Annotated in this window: 27 protein-coding genes; 17 read left to right on the forward strand and 10 right to left on the reverse strand. The window is 57.9% G+C overall.

Translation table 11 applies throughout. From position 1 onward, the window contains the following. Nucleotides 1-122: 122 nt before the first annotated feature. On the reverse strand, nt 123-1,124 hold the full coding sequence (locus tag BLR13_RS38805) for a DUF2155 domain-containing protein (protein ID WP_074829002.1): 1,002 nt from the start codon (nt 1,122-1,124) through the stop codon (nt 123-125). Between the two features lie 252 nt (nt 1,125-1,376). Here BLR13_RS38805 and BLR13_RS38810 point away from each other — a divergent pair, with 252 nt between their 5' ends. From BLR13_RS38810 to BLR13_RS40905, 8 genes are read left to right on the forward strand one after another with little or no spacing between them, the layout of a single operon-like run. Continuing rightward, nucleotides 1,377-1,649, forward strand: coding sequence for a hypothetical protein (locus tag BLR13_RS38810; RefSeq protein WP_157793766.1), 273 nt, complete (start codon nt 1,377-1,379; stop codon nt 1,647-1,649). Then, nucleotides 1,646-2,041: a DNA ligase LigA-related protein gene (locus BLR13_RS38815; RefSeq protein WP_091977007.1), complete on the forward strand. Its 396-nt coding sequence runs from the start codon at nt 1,646-1,648 to the stop codon at nt 2,039-2,041. The genes BLR13_RS38810 and BLR13_RS38815 overlap by 4 nt, the downstream gene beginning before the upstream one ends. A gap of 15 nt (nt 2,042-2,056) precedes the next feature. After that, nucleotides 2,057-2,512, forward strand: a complete 456-nt coding sequence (locus BLR13_RS38820) for a hypothetical protein (protein WP_172805585.1) — start codon at nt 2,057-2,059, stop codon at nt 2,510-2,512. Further along, nucleotides 2,509-2,949, forward strand: a complete 441-nt coding sequence (locus BLR13_RS38825; protein WP_091977012.1) for a DUF6884 domain-containing protein — start codon at nt 2,509-2,511, stop codon at nt 2,947-2,949. The genes BLR13_RS38820 and BLR13_RS38825 overlap by 4 nt, the downstream gene beginning before the upstream one ends. Nucleotides 2,950-2,989: 40 nt before the next feature. Next, nucleotides 2,990-3,343 carry a hypothetical protein gene (locus BLR13_RS38830; RefSeq protein WP_091977014.1) on the forward strand — a complete coding sequence of 118 codons (354 nt, stop codon included), beginning with the start codon at nt 2,990-2,992 and terminating at the stop codon, nt 3,341-3,343. 10 nt (nt 3,344-3,353) lie between these two features. Further along, nucleotides 3,354-3,725: a hypothetical protein gene (locus BLR13_RS38835; RefSeq protein WP_091977017.1), complete on the forward strand. Its 372-nt coding sequence runs from the start codon at nt 3,354-3,356 to the stop codon at nt 3,723-3,725. After that, nucleotides 3,725-3,931 (forward strand): hypothetical protein, encoded by a 207-nt coding sequence (locus BLR13_RS38840; protein ID WP_091977020.1) that lies wholly within the window; start codon nt 3,725-3,727, stop codon nt 3,929-3,931. Before BLR13_RS38835 ends, BLR13_RS38840 begins: the two co-directional genes overlap by 1 nt. Next, entirely contained in the window at nt 3,931-4,578 is a 648-nt protein-coding gene (locus BLR13_RS40905; protein WP_157793767.1) for an SLOG family protein, read from the forward strand. Before BLR13_RS38840 ends, BLR13_RS40905 begins: the two co-directional genes overlap by 1 nt. On the opposite strand, the gene BLR13_RS38850 is transcribed toward BLR13_RS40905, so the two are convergent. Both BLR13_RS38850 and BLR13_RS38855 read right to left on the reverse strand, forming a co-directional pair. After that, complete coding sequence (locus BLR13_RS38850; RefSeq protein WP_091977022.1) at nt 4,514-5,191, reverse strand: DUF4118 domain-containing protein; 678 nt, start codon at nt 5,189-5,191, stop codon at nt 4,514-4,516. The genes BLR13_RS40905 and BLR13_RS38850 overlap by 65 nt on opposite strands. A 24-nt stretch (nt 5,192-5,215) precedes the next feature. Beyond that, nucleotides 5,216-5,566, reverse strand: coding sequence for a hypothetical protein (locus BLR13_RS38855; protein ID WP_091977024.1), 351 nt, complete (start codon nt 5,564-5,566; stop codon nt 5,216-5,218). A 434-nt stretch (nt 5,567-6,000) separates the two neighbouring features. Here BLR13_RS38855 and BLR13_RS38860 point away from each other — a divergent pair, with 434 nt between their 5' ends. The 9 genes from BLR13_RS38860 to BLR13_RS38905 all read left to right on the forward strand — a co-directional run bounded on the left by BLR13_RS38860 (nt 6,001) and on the right by BLR13_RS38905 (nt 9,834). Beyond that, nucleotides 6,001-6,267: a DUF3850 domain-containing protein gene (locus BLR13_RS38860; RefSeq protein ID WP_091977025.1), complete on the forward strand. Its 267-nt coding sequence runs from the start codon at nt 6,001-6,003 to the stop codon at nt 6,265-6,267. Between the two features lie 95 nt (nt 6,268-6,362). Further along, nucleotides 6,363-6,818: a deoxycytidylate deaminase gene (locus tag BLR13_RS38865; RefSeq protein ID WP_091977027.1), complete on the forward strand. Its 456-nt coding sequence runs from the start codon at nt 6,363-6,365 to the stop codon at nt 6,816-6,818. After that, the gene (locus BLR13_RS38870; protein WP_091977029.1) at nt 6,818-7,123 is read left to right on the forward strand and encodes a hypothetical protein; all 306 of its coding nucleotides are present in this window, start codon (nt 6,818-6,820) and stop codon (nt 7,121-7,123) included. Before BLR13_RS38865 ends, BLR13_RS38870 begins: the two co-directional genes overlap by 1 nt. Further along, nucleotides 7,120-7,872: an MT-A70 family methyltransferase gene (locus tag BLR13_RS38875; protein WP_244525032.1), complete on the forward strand. Its 753-nt coding sequence runs from the start codon at nt 7,120-7,122 to the stop codon at nt 7,870-7,872. Before BLR13_RS38870 ends, BLR13_RS38875 begins: the two co-directional genes overlap by 4 nt. Beyond that, a complete protein-coding gene (locus BLR13_RS38880) occupies nt 7,869-8,147 on the forward strand; it encodes a hypothetical protein (protein ID WP_091977031.1) in 279 nt (92 codons plus the stop codon). The genes BLR13_RS38875 and BLR13_RS38880 overlap by 4 nt, the downstream gene beginning before the upstream one ends. A gap of 24 nt (nt 8,148-8,171) precedes the next feature. Then, complete coding sequence (locus BLR13_RS38885) at nt 8,172-8,660, forward strand: TIGR02594 family protein (protein ID WP_244525033.1); 489 nt, start codon at nt 8,172-8,174, stop codon at nt 8,658-8,660. Further along, nucleotides 8,657-8,854: a hypothetical protein gene (locus BLR13_RS38890; protein ID WP_091977036.1), complete on the forward strand. Its 198-nt coding sequence runs from the start codon at nt 8,657-8,659 to the stop codon at nt 8,852-8,854. Before BLR13_RS38885 ends, BLR13_RS38890 begins: the two co-directional genes overlap by 4 nt. Then, the gene (locus BLR13_RS38895; protein WP_091977039.1) at nt 8,854-9,228 is read left to right on the forward strand and encodes a hypothetical protein; all 375 of its coding nucleotides are present in this window, start codon (nt 8,854-8,856) and stop codon (nt 9,226-9,228) included. The genes BLR13_RS38890 and BLR13_RS38895 overlap by 1 nt, the downstream gene beginning before the upstream one ends. A gap of 234 nt (nt 9,229-9,462) precedes the next feature. Continuing rightward, nucleotides 9,463-9,834: a hypothetical protein gene (locus BLR13_RS38905; RefSeq protein ID WP_091977707.1), complete on the forward strand. Its 372-nt coding sequence runs from the start codon at nt 9,463-9,465 to the stop codon at nt 9,832-9,834. A gap of 35 nt (nt 9,835-9,869) precedes the next feature. On the opposite strand, the gene BLR13_RS38910 is transcribed toward BLR13_RS38905, so the two are convergent. The 7 genes from BLR13_RS38910 to BLR13_RS38940 all read right to left on the reverse strand — a co-directional run bounded on the left by BLR13_RS38910 (nt 9,870) and on the right by BLR13_RS38940 (nt 16,862). Then, nucleotides 9,870-10,682: a DUF3883 domain-containing protein gene (locus BLR13_RS38910; protein ID WP_091977044.1), complete on the reverse strand. Its 813-nt coding sequence runs from the start codon at nt 10,680-10,682 to the stop codon at nt 9,870-9,872. Between the two features lie 8 nt (nt 10,683-10,690). Beyond that, nucleotides 10,691-12,595 (reverse strand): DEAD/DEAH box helicase, encoded by a 1,905-nt coding sequence (locus BLR13_RS38915; RefSeq protein WP_091977049.1) that lies wholly within the window; start codon nt 12,593-12,595, stop codon nt 10,691-10,693. Beyond that, complete coding sequence (locus BLR13_RS38920; protein ID WP_157793768.1) at nt 12,592-13,926, reverse strand: hypothetical protein; 1,335 nt, start codon at nt 13,924-13,926, stop codon at nt 12,592-12,594. The genes BLR13_RS38915 and BLR13_RS38920 overlap by 4 nt, the downstream gene beginning before the upstream one ends. Before the next feature lie 13 nt (nt 13,927-13,939). After that, on the reverse strand, nt 13,940-14,401 hold the full coding sequence (locus tag BLR13_RS38925) for a BglII/BstYI family type II restriction endonuclease (RefSeq protein ID WP_091977055.1): 462 nt from the start codon (nt 14,399-14,401) through the stop codon (nt 13,940-13,942). Further along, the gene (locus tag BLR13_RS38930) at nt 14,398-15,276 is read right to left on the reverse strand and encodes a DNA-methyltransferase (RefSeq protein ID WP_091977057.1); all 879 of its coding nucleotides are present in this window, start codon (nt 15,274-15,276) and stop codon (nt 14,398-14,400) included. Before BLR13_RS38930 ends, BLR13_RS38925 begins: the two co-directional genes overlap by 4 nt. A 404-nt stretch (nt 15,277-15,680) precedes the next feature. Beyond that, nucleotides 15,681-16,364: a hypothetical protein gene (locus BLR13_RS38935; RefSeq protein ID WP_091977060.1), complete on the reverse strand. Its 684-nt coding sequence runs from the start codon at nt 16,362-16,364 to the stop codon at nt 15,681-15,683. A 36-nt stretch (nt 16,365-16,400) separates the two neighbouring features. Continuing rightward, nucleotides 16,401-16,862: a hypothetical protein gene (locus BLR13_RS38940; protein WP_091977062.1), complete on the reverse strand. Its 462-nt coding sequence runs from the start codon at nt 16,860-16,862 to the stop codon at nt 16,401-16,403. Between the last annotated feature and the right edge of the window lie 5 nt (nt 16,863-16,867).

A 16,867-nucleotide genomic window follows, 5' to 3' on the forward strand; every position in this document is an offset into this window, starting at 1 on the left:
CCCGGACGCGGCGCAGCGCACTTGCGGTGCGCCGCAGAGTCGGGACCTAGAGTCTTACGAAGTTTGTAGATCCCGGGTCTGCAGCGCACCACTTCGTGCTGCGCAGCGCCCGGGACACGGCCCTAGTTATTCCCGAACAGGCCGCCGAACAGCCCACCCGGCCGCTGTTGCGGCGGAGGTGGCGGCGGGGGCTGCTGCTGGAATTGCGGCTGCGGGGCTTGCTGCGGCCGCGGCGCGGCCTGCTTCGGCGGCGGACGCTTCTGCGCCACCGGCGGCGGTGCCGGCGGCTTCGGCGGATCGGGCTGCGCGCTGACGATGGTCTGGTCGGGGACTTTGCAGTCGGTCAGCCAGATATCGTAGATCGGATGCTCGACACCATGCAGGCCCGGGCTTGCGGCATACATCCAGCCGGAGAAAATCCGCTTCACCTCGCCCTGCAGCGTGATCTCGTCGACCTCGACAAAGGCGTCGGTATTGGCGGCTTCGGTCGATGGGCGGGTGTAGCACGCATCGGTCTTCACGCGCAGTGCGCCGAACTGCACGGTCTCGCCGATATCCTCGTCGAAATTGATGATGCGCCCGGTGATCTTGTCGAGACCCGAGAAGCTCGCCTTCTTGTTGGTGATCTTGGTCGCCGGCGGCTCGGACACGACTTCGTCGCCGGGCTGCAGGGTCGCCGGTGCGCCCGGCACGCTCTTGGGCTGCTTCTGCCCGGGCGGCAATCCCGGCAACGGATTGGCGGACGGCGGCGCATTGGCAACGGCGGGAGCGCCCGGCTGCGGCGGTGCCACCGCAATGCCCGGCGGTGTGTTCTGCGGAATCACCGTGGTACCAGGCGGCGGCGCCAGCGGCTGCGATTGCACGCTTCCGGGCGCAGGCACGCCCTGCCCGGGCGGCGGCCGGTTCGGGGTCGGCAACAGCCGGCCGCGCGGCAGTTCCGGCACTTCCTCGTCGTCGTCGGGCGCTTGCTGCGGCGGCTGGTTGCCACGCGGAATGGCGCCGGGCGGGCGCGGCGCGGGATCGGAAAAAATATTGCCGATCTGCGCCTGCGCCACAGGCGCAAGCGTGATGGTCGAGGCGGCAAGCAGGGCCGCAAAACCGGTCAGGGCAATGGTTCGAAACATTCTCGCGCGGCTTTAAAGGCGAATCGGGCTCGCGACATAGTACAGACAATATCCGCCGCTCGCGTACCCACCGGTTAACACGCCGAATACGGCGGGTTTACGACGTCAGATTTTTCTGTAGCAATATCAATGCATCTGATGTCGGCTGTTCGCATCTCGTTCCACCCTTTTCGGGACGTTTCTGGTACGAAACTGGTACGCGAACAAACCCGCCTTCCCCAGATTTATTGACCCTACCTCATGGAGAAGACGATGACCACGCAGAGTTGGCGCACGCCTGTCGCAGCCTTGATCCTGGTTGTGACAACCGCCGCAGCGTTCGCCGAGACCCCCTACCCGAGGCCGACCCGCGACGGCCGGGATCGCATCCAGCGGACCGGGGCCTGTCCCACCGGATACGTCGGATCTGGCGACAAGTGCGAGGCGCTCCACGCCGATACCCCGCGCGCCTACCCGAAGATCAAGGGGGCCGCCTGCCCCTCTGGCACGTTCGCCAGCGGCGATGCCTGCAAGGCGTTTCGATGACCGAGACGCTCGATCTGTTCGCCTACACCAAGGTGAGTGGTGGCACGTCGCTCGCCGATCTGGATTGGCACGCGAGAAGAATTGTCGTGGCGTCGTACCTCTACTATAGGCACGACCTATCGATGATGCCGGACCATGAGTTCGACAACATCTGTCAGGTCGTCGCCGATGGATGGCGCGGGCTATCCCCGCTCCGGCAGTTCATGCTGGAGTCGCCTGGCGCAATCCGGGCGAGCGGCTTCCATGTGAAGGTGACGTGGATGGCGGAAGCTGGAGCGTTCGCCTGGATGCGAGAGAACCGGCAACGAGAGAACGTCGATCGAGGTCCGGTCAGCCAATGGAACTTCGATAAGACACACCAGGTTCACTGGGCAGGACTCGCGGCACCATAAGAAACGAGGATGACAATGACGAGGCCGAAAGCGCCATGCAACGATCAGACCGCCGAACAGCTTGAGGCTTACTACCGAAAGGTCAAGCCCGGTGATGTTGCGGTCATCCGATGCACGCAGGGGAATGTCCTACGTTACCTGCTCGATAAGGTCACGGATACAACTCCGAAGAGCGGCAGGGTCTACGTCGAGAAGGGCGACGCTTGGGCCGGCCAGGGCTTTTACATGAAGAGCGGCAAGAGCACCGACGCCCCAACGGGACAGTCAAACTTGGTCGTTCCCACCGACGAGGTCATGGCGTGGATCAAGGATCATCCGGAGAAGCCCGGCCTCGGTCATGCGGTCATGTCATACGAGTGGGATTGGGATTTCACCCCTCCGGGACAGCGGACGGGAAAGAACCGCTCAAGCTTCACCAGCGGTCGGGCGCGGCAGGCAGTCATCGATAGGATGGTGAAAAAGAAACAATGAGCGGAAAAGCTGACGTTGCGTTCGTGTCCTGCGTGAAGACGAAGGCCAATCGCCCGATGCCGGCAAAAGACTTCTACCTGTCGCCATGGTTCCGATTGGCCCGGCGGTATGTCGAGAAGAACGCGCATCGCTGGTACATTTTGTCGGCCGCGCACGGCTGCATCCACCCGGAGGACATCATCGATCCGTATGACGTGACCCTCAACGGGGCTAGTGCCGCGGACCGAGGCTACTGGGCGGTGGTGGTGAGAGATCAGTTCGACAAGCTTGGACCGAATCTGTCGGGCGAGCGAGCGATCATCTTTGCCGGTCTCAATTACCGGCGCGACCTGATCTCTCCGCTGCTGCGGACCTTCGACGAAGTACAGGTTCCAATGGAAGGCCTGAAGATGGGTCAGCAGCTGAGCTGGCTGACAAAACATAATGACCAGGGGTGAGTAGCGAGGCTACCGCCTTTTTGCAAAATAGGATGATGAAATGAACTTCAAGAAACTGATGATCATGGCAGCCATAACTGCTGTTCCGTCTATAGCTCTGGCGGTCGATTCGAAGACCCCCGAGCTGGACAAGGTGACCATGGCAATGAAGGAGGCTCTCTGGAAAAAGGGGCTCAGCACGTCGCCAACCAGCATTAACATAGCGGCGCAATTTTCCTTACTGAACGAACTTTGCGGTCGCACCTATATGGAAGATGAAGTGCCGTTTCAGTTGAAGATGGCGTCGGTGGAAGCCCCAGCTCCGGTTATCCAGGCCTACTACGACGTCTTCAAGAGGAAGATGCGCGAGTCGCTGATGGCCAATCCCACCGAAGCAGCCGCATTTTGCAAATAGGAGACGGGATATGCAGCGCAAGATGAAACTGGCAATCATGATCGTGTTGACATCGCTATCGGTAACCGACGCGCGAGCCCTGGTGCGGATTGGCCCCGCAGCTCAGGCTGAAGCGGTGACGGACGCGGCTTACAATCATTCGGTCTTCACTGAAGTTATGAACGCCGCTAACTTCTGCCCCCTCATGGTGGACATGAAAAAGTGGGACGAAAAAATGCCCGCGGGCGTCATGGCCATTGTGAAGGCCTTCAACGTCACGGAGCAAGGTGATGCCTGGTACGGAAAACGGTCCGACGAGTTTCAGGCCAACCCGGCCAAGGAGTGCGCCGAGGCTGAGAAAACCTACGGTCCGGCTGGCATGCGATTGATGAAGAGGAAGTGATGGCGAAGAGGAAGGCAAAGTTCAGCAGGCAGGAATACGCGGGACTGATCCGGAGCGGCTCGATCGAGGTCACATGCGGGAACTGCGGGACAAAGATGCAGCCGGATAAGGATGATTGGGTCTCTTGCCCGAAGTGCCAAAAGGAACTGGGTGAGTGGGACAAGTTCGACTTCAAGAAGTCGGTCATCATCGGTCGGAAGCATTGATGCCAGCGCCCCGGGTCTACAACAAACACCACGGCGATGCGCCGGCCGCCGCCGTCTACATCGGGCGCGGATCTCCGTACGGGAATCGGTTCGTCATCGGAGCTGACGGCGACCGCGACCAGGCCTGCAATCGGTTCGAGTGCGAGCAGCTTCCCGACATGGACGTGAACGGGCTGACAGGGCGAGACCTGGTTTGCTTCTGCGCGCCGCATCGCTGCCACGGCGACTCCATCCTGCTGATGGCGAACCATCGCGTCCTGGTTTTTGGTGGCCGGGATTTCAGTGACAGAAGATGGCTGTACGACGTTCTGGACGCCGCCCATGAGCGCAGGAAGATCACCTGCATCGTAGAGGGGGAGATGTCGGGAGCTGACAGACTGTCTCGAGAATGGGCTGATAGCCGCAACGTGGCGGTCGATCCCTATCCGGCTGATTGGGACAACATCGAGCGCGATGGCGCCTTGGTCAGAAGGAACAGCCGCGGCAAGCTTTACGATGCTGCCGCGGGTCCATTTCGTAACACTCAAATGCTACGCAACGGTCGTCCGGATACGGCCTTCGGATTCCCAGGCGGAAAGGGAACTAGGGATATGTCGAAACAGTGCCTTGAGTATGGTCTGACACCGACGCTTTTCGGATTGAGGTGAGCCATCGTGGCGAAAGCAGCCATGGGAGTGCCACCGACACCACGAGGTTGATCAGAGTGTAGGCGCACTCCTCCAAAGTCGGAAGCGAAGGTGTCATGACAGGGGCCTGGAACGAGAAATTATACAGCACCATCACGACTAGGCTGGCTCCGATTGCCGGCCACCTCCCGAATTGTAGCGCTATCGCCGTCACCGCCAGAGTAAAAATGATAGCCGGTTCGGAGCCGGCAACGAGCTGTTGCATCCCCATCGCAACTGGGGTTGCAATGCCGACTACAGCCAAGACGGTCAGAATGATCTTGCTAAGCTTCGTCGGATCGACCTTTGACGCATTTGTATCGAACGTCGAAGCAATCCTCGCCGGCAGCGTCCTGAACGCACCAAGCTTCAAACGATCTCGCACCGGCTGATCGAGGTTGATCAGATCTTCCGTGTTGAACCACTGTGGCAAGCTGCCGCTATCGACAGTGGCCCAGAGAGCGTCGATTGCCTTCATAACCCGAAGTAAATGCCGGGAGCCGATTTCCCCCGGCTCACCGTCAAGCGGCTTCGCGATGAACCATCCATCTTCCCGGTCGATCACGTAAGCGCGATATTCAAATGGCGTATTCATAGCCCCACCTCCCAAGATGTCGGCTCACGCCGCGGCAACGATCCGAAGGAGCGGCTTCGCTTTGTCCGGGAAAAATTTACGGACATTTGCCAAAGGGTCGACGCTGCCGTGGGCGCGCAAGGACTCCAGGTTCGGAGACAAGGAGTCGGCAAAGACATCGAGGTCGCAGTGAAGGGTGTCGCCTTCTAGGTAGGTCGCGCACCAACCCGGCATATTGCAGGTTTCGAGAGCGTCCCAAAGGACGTCGATCGATCTCAAAACGCGCAAAAGATCCTTGGATACGAGCTGGCCGGGCTCTCCATCCGTGGATTTGGCGACGTAGAAGCCGCCATCGTTGCTTACATTATAGGCACGGTATTGGAATGCGCTTTTCATTTTTTGACTCGACAACCTTTTTTGAGCCCAGGGCGGGATCGGTTGCCGCGACTGCTAATGACATTTGCACGATAATGCAAGCGCAACCCAGCCCCCGTAAAAACACGGACTCTGGCACAAGTTGCGGGTGTTACACTTAAAATTAGGCCGAATATACAAACTTAGGTTGAACGCCGCACCCCGAAATCTCTTCTTGCATTCTCGCTATATTTGCTCTAATGCAAATGCTGAATGCAAACGGAGGCCTGTTTGTTCCCGCCCATCGACACCCGCAATAAGCCCATGATTTCAACATGTTTCCGCCCTCGTTCGATGACCGAACGCGGCGGCCATACTGACCTTGTTTTCGCTACTCGGTTCGTTCCCAGAGTGGACTGCCTGCAACCGCAGGCTAAGCCGCAGACCATCGCCCTGACGCGAAAGGGTGCGACACAATGAAGCGGCGGTATAAAAAATCCTGGACCCACTTCTTCCAGGCGATCAAGGGCGGCCGAAAGTTGCACGACGTCCGCGAAGACGACGGCTATCAAATCGGCGACATCCTAGTCTTGCAGGAGTTCGACAACATCAACGGGCGCTATACGGGCGCCGAGATCGAGGTCGAGGTCACCTACATCACCAACCGCACCGTGCCGTGCGCGTTCTCCAGCGCCGTGCTGTCGCCCGGTCACTGCATCCTGAGCCTGAAGGTGTTGGCATGATGTTAGGTTGTTGCTCCGCTGTGAACCCATGCTCGCACCAGCAGCGCGATCCCAACTCGCTCTGCGACATCTGCTGCCAGGCTAGCGGTATCGTCATGCCGAAGACCGATCGTCGGAACCAGGACTGGTGGGACAACTACTTCCTCGATCTCGCGGAAGCGGTTGCCTATGCCTCGAAGGATCCAAGCACCAAGGTCGGCGCCGTCATCGTTCGTCCTGACCGAACGGTGGCCTCCATGGGCTACAACGGCTTCCCGCGAGGGATCAAGGATAGCGACGAGCGCCTCAATGACCGTCCGACCAAATACTCCATGGTCGTTCACGCCGAGCCCAACGCCATCCTCTCGGCTCGTGAGCCGGTCCGTGGCTACTCGATCTACACCACGCTGTTCACCTGCGCTGACTGCGCCAAGCTGATCATCCAGGCCGGCATCAAGAAGGTGGTCTCGCCGACCTACGACATAGAGCGCTGGGAGAAGTCGCTGACGCTGTCGAAGCAGCTGTTCACCGAGGCAGGGGTCGAGTTCAAGCTGATCGATAGGGCGATCTGATGCGCCTGGAAGAATGGCCCCTGCCCTACGTGCGCGTGAAGTGCGCTCAGTGCGAGCGCGAAGGACGCCTCAGCAAGGACGGATTGCTCGAACGCTTCGGCGGTGAGCGAGAGATGTTCGTGGTCCGCGCCAAACTGACCGAGGCGAGCTGCAAGCGTGAGAACAAGAAGTCGCCCTGCATGTCCATCCTACCAGACGCACTGCTCGTGCAGGCGATCCGGGCTGAACGCAAGGAAGACATCCTCAGCGTCGAGATAATGCAAGAGGCGGCAAATTGGAACCCGAAGTGGTTGGAGGAAAAGTGATCGACCCGATCTTTGTCTCGACGGCATTTTACGAGGAAGCCAGACGACACGGCTTCGACATGACGCGCTTCGCGACCAAGGCTCCGCTTGATGCGGAGGCAACGGAAGAGTCGTGTCCGGACGCTTGCTTGAATGCAAACGACTTCCTGCGACCGGCCTTCAACCTGCAGCCGCTCAAGCAGCGTCACTATGGTCTGGCGAAGCTCGATCCGCCGTGGGCCTTCAAGACCTATTCCGAAGCCGGCAAGGGCAAGTCGGCCGAGCAGCACTACGACACCATGTCGCTTGAGGACATCTTCAATCTGAAGGTGGAAGACCTCGCGCATCCGGACGGCATGTGGGTTTGGCTCTATGCCACCGCTCCGATGTACGACGCGGCTCGCGCCTGCTTCGACAAATGGAACGTCAAGTACGTCACCCAGGGTGTCTGGGTGAAGATGGTCAAGGACAATAGCAAGCCGACCTTCGGCACCGGCTACGTCCTTCGCAATTGCCACGAACCATTCCTCATCGGGAAGGTCGGCACGCCGCGCATCCACTCCCGCAACATCCGCTCCGCGATTCTGGAGCCGCGTCGCGAGCACTCACGCAAGCCAGAGCAAGGCTACGTCGATGCCGCGAAGATGGCTGGACCATACCCGAAGGCGGACATCTTCAGCCGCGAGGCGCGTCCCGGCTGGGACGGTTGGGGCAACGAAATCACCAAGTTCAACCACCCTGAAGCAGAGCCGGAGCTGGAGGTAGCATGAGCCAGAAGATCACGAACATCATCGTCATGTCCGCAGGACCGATCTCTTTCAGCGCCGTACGCATCGAGGTCGAGGAACACCAGCCGACGCTCAAATTCCGAATGACCTTTGGCGACAAGGTCGTCGCAGAGATGGGCGAGCAGGCCGCGCGCCTGTTCTCCCGACTCGTGGGACAGACCTTCACCGTCGAGAAGAACGACGAGTGGACGCGCCTGCCCACCTACGCCGCGGTCGACGCCGACCGCAAACGGATCGCAGCACGCAGCTCGGTCTGACCAAAACCAACCACGGAGAAGATCGTGAACAGACTCCTCACGGCGCTGATTGGCGCCGCAATCCTCGCTGTCACCATGTCGACCGCCGATGCGCGTCCGCATCATCGCAGGCATCACCATCACCACCACGCTCGTGTTGTACAGGTTGAGCAGCAGCAATCGTTCTTTAGCGGTTTCGGCGGCGGCGTCGTGGATCGCGCCCGTCAGTTCATCGGAGCCACTGCCAGTCAGGTCGGCGTCCGATCGACGCTCTGGTGCTCAGCCTTCTTGCGCAAGATCACGGGCGCGTCCGGCGTCGACGACACCGCCCTCTCCTGGGAGCGTCGCCAACACATCGCCCCGCAGGTCGGCGCTATCGTGACCATGGGTCGCCGTGGCGGCGGTCACGTCGGTGTGGTCTCTGGTTTCACTGCCAAGGGAGATCCGATCGTCATCAGCGGCAACAACGGTGGCCGCGTCCGTGAGGCTGTGCATTCCCGCAGCAGCATCCGCTCCTGGGTGTCCGCATCATGAAGCGGGTAAAACGCATCCAGGCAAAGGACCCCTTCACCGACGTCAAGGTAACGGTGGAGATCAAGTCCAAGAACGGCTGGCGCTCTCGCGACGAGATGGACCGTTTTTCTTCATCGGTTGCCAGCGGCATCATGCATCAACTGTCCGCCAGCTCGCACCTGAAAATCACTCTCGATAAGATCAAGGTGGGCTGATGGTAGCCTGCATCTCAGATAGCCTCTATTGCGAGGCGGCAGCATGCGAGAAGCACCTGCCCGACATCAAGGATACGTGGCGCCGAGCTGGCGCCGCGTTGAAGTCGCACGATCGGCGACCGACCCCATACGACATCGAGGTGTACTCCTTTCCGCAAGGATGGGGATCAACAGCGCTCGGCTTCGGCGGGATCGGCGGGCAGGCAATGACGTCAGCCCAGACCACGGTCGTGATGTGCTCACCATCGGCGGCGGTCTACTTCGGACGGCGCCTAGCCTATGTCATCAAGACCGTAAACGGCAAGTTCATGGCTGATCTCGCCAGCCATGCGATGTCGGATGTCCGCCGGCACTCGCAGTACGAGGCCATCTGATGGCGGACACACGGGAAGCACGACTGCGGATCGTGGCGAGTGGCAAGTGTCGCTCCGCCAGCCGCAACTTCGGAGGCAGGCTCAAATACCTCCCGTCAATCGGTGGGATGATCTGCCAGCTCTCCGAGGAAGAAGAGGATTGCTACCACACCAGCAAGGAGGCTGTGGCAGCCGCAGAAGCATTCCGAGAGGAAGCTCGACAGAAACTTCAAGACGAATTTGGGAGGTGAATTGATGCCTGTTGTTTTTCAAAACTGGATCACCCGCAACGACCTGCTGGACAACCGGGACAAGATGTACGTCTTCGGTGACAACGTCCAACGGACCGGCTTTGCCGGCCAGGCCAAGGAGATGCGAGGAGAGCCGAATGCGATCGGAGTCGTCACCAAGTGGGCGCCCAGCATGCAGCCCACAGCCTTCTTCGACGACACTGCGGCCTGCAAAATGCTGGTGGAGCGTGATCTTCTCCTGGTGCAGCAGGCCCTGGATCGTGGCCGCACAGTGGTCGTCCCGGCTGACGGCATCGGAACAGGCCTTTCGCGCCTGCCGAAATACGCACCGAACCTAGATGCGTTCATCAAAGAGTGGCTCAGGAGCCGATTATGAAACATTCGCGAGGTCGGGTTTTCATCGAAGATCACCTAATGGATTTTGATTTCCACTTGGCTCCAGCGCCCAGAACCTTGATCCGCCGGGACATGCATCGCTATCTGCGCGACGGTGCGCTCTTGGAGGATCTCGGCTGGCAAGACCCAGATATGAAACACAAATGCGTCGCCATACTTCACGGCAGTTTCCCACTCATTCCGCGTTAGAACCATGCGAGGGGGGTTCTGCGTGGAAGACTTCACTTCGATAAGGCGGCCAATGGGCTCAACCGGTCCGGTGTCGTAAGAGCGGATATCATAGCCCGCACCGTTATCTTCAATTGCAACCCACTTTGGCTTTCTTGGAATCTGGAGAGCTTCGAGGCGAGCCGTTTCATAGGCGAGCGACAGCCGCTCTGCCTCGCGACCCTGCGCCAGGAGCCTGTCGTTTGCGGCGGCACGCGCGGTTTGTGCAAGATTGTCCCACCACAAAACAATCGCTTCGCTGGGGGGCTCTTCGAAAAGCCCTGCTGATCTGAGGCACTGCTCTTCGTCGCGCGTGAGCGCGGTCTTCACACGCTCCCTTCCGTAAGGGGTAAGCCGTACCCAAAGCGGATGCTGCCAACTGACGATGTTTGCGATCGCGTAACGTAGACCCTCTGCTGGATCTCCAAATGCGGAATCCACCGAAATCCTCTCGTGAAGCTCAATTCCTGTTTCGAAATCACACCCGGCATTATCCGCATCTATTGTTGGGATTGAACGTGCGACCGTTTGCGCATCGAGCCCCGGGTAAGCAATGAGATATCGCCGTATCGCAAGAAGGGCGTTGAGAGCACTCATTGTGAAGTATTTTGTCGCCGACATTAACGCCCCTACTCAGCGTCTTCGTCGTTGTACACGGCGTTCCCCTCGAGTTGCTCGATGAGATCGACGATATCAGCCGGGTCAACATCGTAGTCGACTGGATCTCCCGCATTTTCCTCATCTAGCGCGATCTGGTGAAGATCGGGGTCGTCGAGAAGAACCTGCAAGGCTCGAAGCTTCTGTGACAACCGACGACTAACCGAATGATCGATACTGCCCAAACCTTTTGGCGTCATCGTTTGAAAGATATGGATGTTAGTTTCCACTCCAGCTGGCAGGCCTAAGCGGTGAATGCGATCAAGCGATTGCAGGTAATGCGTAGAAACATAGCTGCGATCCAAATAAATCGCTTCGTGGCATACACGATGCAGGCTAATTCCCTCGCCAGCGGCGGCGGGGTTGGCGAGCATAACTTGGCATAGGGGATCGCTGTGGAATCTGTGAAGACGCCCTTCACGAGTTGCGGGATCGGATGGCTCTCCACTCGGCACCGCTCCGTATAGCGAAACCGGATTCAAGTCCGCTAACATGTTCTCCATTTGCTGAATTGTATCAGTGAAGATTGTCCAAATAACCGACTTCTTACCTTCCTTCGCCAATGAGCGTGCCATGTCTGCAACCGCTCGCATTTTCGTAGACGCGCCCTCGGCGAGAACCTGATCAACAATTCCAGAATCCAGATTGATCACATCGTCCGTAATCGACCGGAGTGCTAGTACCGGATTGGAAGAAAGCTGAAGGAGGCGCATGACCGATTTTTTTGCGCCTATAATATCTATGCGGGATTCGGTTCGAAGCGTGCTGAATTGGCGCAATGCCTCGTCTCGGACGATGCTGTAGAGAACCATCTGTCCTTTCGCCATGGGAATATGGACGAAACTTCGATTGGGCTTCGGAAGGCCCAACTCTTGTTTGGTAGTCCTGACGTAAAGTTGTCCCAGGACCTGACGCGGGGGTAATCCCTGCCCGATTTGGAAACCGAGCCCCGCTCCCGGCCACAAGAAATCCAATTGAGATTGAATATCCGACGGGTGCTGCGGCATCGGTGTGCCAGTGAGAATGTCCCGTCGTATAGGCAGGGGCGCAACATTGAGAAGAAAAGCTCCCCGTTGCGAACGGAACCCCGCTTTCATGCGGTGAGCCTCATCCAAGAGGAGATGCACAGGCTGACGCGATAGGTATGAGGTGATGATCTCAGGAATTTGGATCATTAAGTCATAGTTGATAACGAAACGTGTCGCGCCTGATGATAGTGCGCGCTGGATTGCTTCTGACGATCCAGAGAGGACAGTGAATTTTTCGGCATTATCGCCCGGGGCATCATCAGCGATGCATTCTTCGACGACCTCGCGCCACGCTGGAAATGCAGTTTTCGGCCCCACCACCAGAATATGCTGACCCGGCTTTCGCGCGAGTATGTGCAGAGCTAACGAGACGGTGGTTTTTCCTGCTCCAGGAACGGAGAAATTCGCCCCGTTCTGCAGCGATAGAAGGTGTTGAATGTCGCGCAATTGAAAGTCAGTCAGCGTTCGCTTTGTGAACCCGGCATCTTGCAGGCGTTGAGTAATTTCATCCCTTGTTATCGTGAGGGTGAGGCTGCCCTTCGCCTCTTGGACTTTTTTATACTGCTGAACAAATTGCTCGATCTTATCTCGCGCTTCGCCCGCTGCAGGACGAAAACGGAAATCGAGGGCCTTCTGCTGCCTTCCAAATTCGCGAATAAGGGCAAGAATGCCGGGCCATGACAGCTCAATCGCATTCGGATGCAGCGCGTACTCCGAACCCAGGCCAATGGCGGCCTGTTGAAGGCGGTCCCAAACCGAGTTGGTTGTCGCCCCCTCAAGGATAAGTTGCCCGGTCAGGCGTTGCGGATCGTACGTGATCGCGATGGACGCCGGATTGGGAGACGTCAACTCGCTGCCTCTTTGGATTTGGCGCCTTGCACGTAGGCTTGCAGCTTGGTCTTCAAATCTTGTCCGCGAAGTACAATCTCGTCCAATTGTTTCGCAATGCCCGGGTATGTGCTCGGCTCTGCCTTCGTGAGGTCCACTTCCGTGAGGCGAGTGTTAGCATCGCGTACCGCTGCAAGTGCATTCTTTCCCTGTTTGGCCGTCCTGCTGGCATCAATAATTGTCTGACAGACAACAACTAACCCATCCGTGATTTCCTCGCGCCGCGCCGGGTCGTCAATCGCCCCAATGAGACCGCCATAGGTCGTCGAATTTCCAGCTTCGTCGCCGAGATCAATGTCGATGTCCGCATCGTCGTCGTCGGACTCGCCCTCTTCGTCCAAGTCTATATCGATATGGTCCGCCAGCTTGGAAAGGACCTCCTCCGCTTTGTTTCCGAACATGTCGTTAAAGGCATACACTCGCTGGCCCAATTCGCTGCTGTTATCGATGAGAACCCAACCGATACGACGGCTCGCTTCAAGAAGCTCTCCCGTCTTGCCCTTCAGCCGTCCCGGCAAATCGTAAAAAAACTGCTTTGATTCTTCGACCAACCGATAATCGCCGGGAGCCTTGCGCCAGTCGCTGAGATAAATATTGACCTCTTTGAGCGCACTTATAGCGGCCTTCACTTCCTTGGGGCGGGACCGCATTACGTGAGCAATTTGGCTTTCAGATTTGCCGCAATTTATTTGCGTCTGAATCATCAGGCACTCATCTATCCATCCGTACGGAAGTTTAGTTTCTGGTGTCATTTGGAGGCGGATTTCGATCTCGACAATTTGCTCTGCCGTAAGCGCCGGGAGTACTGCGCACTCAACGTGCGCGAACTCTGCATAATCCGTCGGGCTCTCTGTATAGAGTTCGCGCATGGCCGCGAGGCGGCGGTTGCCGTTGATGACCAGCCCGCGGGGCGTGATCCAGATCGGCTCGCGCTGTTGATCTCTTTTTAGAACATCGATTATAGGAGTTATTTGTTCGGTCCCATCCTTCGCAAATTTCTTTAGTATTTCGTGCTGTATCTGTTGCACGGCTTCGTTTTCCTCGCCTTTGGCGAAATAGTCTGCATGCAATCCCTTCTCGCTGACATAAGCGAGTTGCTGCGTTGCCGTGCGGCCATTGGCCATGCGATAGATAGGAAGATTTAAAGGTATCCGTATCACCTTCAACGACGTCGGTGTATTTTCGAATACATCATGGCTGGTGACTTCACGCAGGGGTGACGTAAGTTGGGCCTGAATAATCTGTTCACGCTCGTGTGGCGGCTTCACAGTAACTTTGTAACCGAATGCCATGCGCCCCTCTTGCTTATTCGAACGACACCAGCAACAGCGGCACCGTTATAATCCTATCGAACAGCTGAACCTCTTTCCAAACGCGCTCCGAATGGGCGACGTTTGAGTTGATGATCTCCGCTGCTGCCTTTGTGGGCACGGCGAGCGCTGCGGCTTCAATCTTCTTTTGCGTATAGAGATATTGAAGTTTCACCAGATCGTATATTGCGCGGCTAATGTTGCCGGTCTGAATCTGAAATGCGAGATCGCGATACATGCCGGTTACGGTTAGATCGGAGTCTGCATCAATCCGCGTGTTGTAAGCCCAGCCCGCGTTAGTCAGTTCATCCTTGAGGTGGCTGCGTATTTTCGCTGTACAGCCCGCAGCAATCGCAATCTTTGGAGCCTCAAAGAGATCAGTGAGCCATTCGTCTAGCTCACGCCGCTGCCACTCGGCATTCCCGTTATGAAGCGAGAAGGCACTGACAAATTTCATTCGACATGCCTGAGAGGAGGTTCGTAGACGGGCTTGTTCATTGGGCGGACACGGAGTGTCCCCTCCTTCAAGTCTGCGACCCGATTTTCAGCGATCCGGACATATTCCTTGACGGCATCACAGCCATAGACATTCCGGCCATTTTTCAACGCGGCAACAGCCGATGAACCAACGCCGAGGTAGGGATCCAAAACATTGTCGCCAGCATTTGTCAGTGAGAGCACCAATCGTTCGACCAAGCCCACCGGAAACTGGCAAGGGTGGGCCTCTTTCTCGACGTGATTCGCTTTAACGTTCGGAATTTCCCAGACGTCTGATGGATTTTTTCCAAGGGGATTGCCAGATATTTTGCCACGCTTGGGACCCTTGAAATGTTTCTTTTCGGGATACTTAGAAGGAACGCGGACGGGATCTAAGTTGAATGTATAGTCCTCACCCTTGGTGAACCAAAGTATAGTCTCGTGCCGTCCCGAAAACCGCTTCTGGCAGTGTAGGCCGTGACCAAACGTCCAAATGATGCGGTTTCTGAGTTTCAGGCCGTGCGCTTTGAACAGCGGGTACAAAATGATATCGAGCGGAAAAATCTCGCCGTCATCAACATTGTTTCCGACCTGCCAGCATATAGAACCCTGTGGGTGCAAGAGGCGTACGGCTTCCGCGATGGTGGCTGCTTGTTGCTCGATATACAGCTCATTCGTCGTCCGCTTCTCATAGGCCTTATCCATGTTGTAAGGCGGCGACGTCACAATTAATTTCATGCTTTCCTTGTTCAGTGATCGCATGAAATCGAGATTGTCGAGGCACTCGATAACTGACTGGGCATCCTTCTTTTTGAACGGAAGGACGTTGCGGACCTTTGTTAGCGGCTGGGCCATGAATTGAATTGCTGCACTAAGCTTGAACTGCTGCACTAAGGGGGGCGATTCGAATTAAGGAAGCTTCACACGTTCAATATGAGCAAACAACCATAAATCGTGGCTAACCTTGCGTATTTGTTGCTTTACTGCAACAGGTTTGCCCGCGCGGTGGGCGTCCGGCCCCTATATTTGCCTGCAGCCTTGGCCTTCGCGATACCTTCCTGAAGGGGACTTCGGCTCCGGATCACGGTCAGGCAGCGCATAGGCGCAGTCGGCGCAGATGATCGCTCGCTTGGCGCCGATGAAGCTCGAGTCCTCAATATCCTTGCAGAGCGATCCTGCGCAACGGACATGGACGTACTCTCCCGGAGCCCATCCATGGCGTTGCGGCCTGCTGTCCTCTTTCCAGCGGAGCGGCGGCATCAACGAACCGTCGATGCCAGAGCCAGACCGATGGCGGCGGTCGCTGCCTTCGGCGAGCCCGAGAACGTGGTGTCGACCACGCGCTTGTAGTGCTGCACCATTGCGGAATCGAGGTCCGCGTAGAGCTGCTCCAGGCTGGAGTCGTTGTGGATGATGAAATCCGGCTTGATGCGATCGATGCGCTCGCTGCCGTGGACGCCCCACATCAGACCGAACTTGTCGTAAAGGAACTCGCCGAACCTGCCCCAGGTGAACTTCGCCGGCCGGGTGCCCGGGCGCTTGATCATGATGGTCACGCCGCCGAGGCCCTTGATCGCTTCCTGCTCGTTCGGGAAACGCACGGAGTCGTTCATCACGCTTTCGCCCTCAGCGACGCCGGCCGCCCAGGTATCAGCCCATAGATCCGGATTGATCATCTCGCGGCCCCACTCGGTGCCCAGGGTGATCTGCGCATAGCGGGAGGTGACGCCAAGTTCGGGGATCATCGACTCCTTCAGATCACCTTCCAGGTACCGGGTGATCATGTCGGCCGACATGCCGTTCGCCTTCAGCAGCACGGCGAGCATGGCCCGCAGCGGCTCGGCGATGTGCTTGCGGCGGATGCCGTATTTCTGCTCCAGATACAGCGCCGCCGTCGTCTTGCCCGACTGCGCAAAGCCCGAAAGTCCTACTACCGTCGACATCTACTCTCCTTTGGTTATTTGCATTCAAGCAAGCGCTCAGGCAGCAAGCAGCTGCCGGGTGACATCACAGGCTTCCCAGAGCGTTGGGACGCGGTAGCCGATGCAGTGCATCAGCATCGCGTGTTCATGGATGTTGCCGGTCTCCTCGACCGCGCAGACGATCGGGGTGCCCTTGGAGTCGGCCCAGGCAATCTCCATCACGGTGCCGATCGTGACCTTCTGGGCGCGCAGAAGGTTGACCAGCAGCACCTTGCAGCGCATCGCGTCCCAGCGGTCGCGGATCGTCAGCCCCTTGGGCATAGACATCGGCGACTTCAGGCGCGCGGTCTCCTTGGAGGCGTCGGTGAAAACACCGACCTCCTTGAGGTGCTCCTGATCACGCAGGGGCGATAGCGTCTTGATCCCAAACTGGGAGAGGTGGGCTTTCGCCTCCTCCCGCCAGTCGGTGGCGCCATCGAAGTTCAGTCCGGAGATCGGACCGGCCAGGTAGACGAGCATGGAAG

This window comes from Bradyrhizobium ottawaense (genome assembly GCF_900099825.1).
Classification (GTDB): domain Bacteria; phylum Pseudomonadota; class Alphaproteobacteria; order Rhizobiales; family Xanthobacteraceae; genus Bradyrhizobium; species Bradyrhizobium ottawaense_A.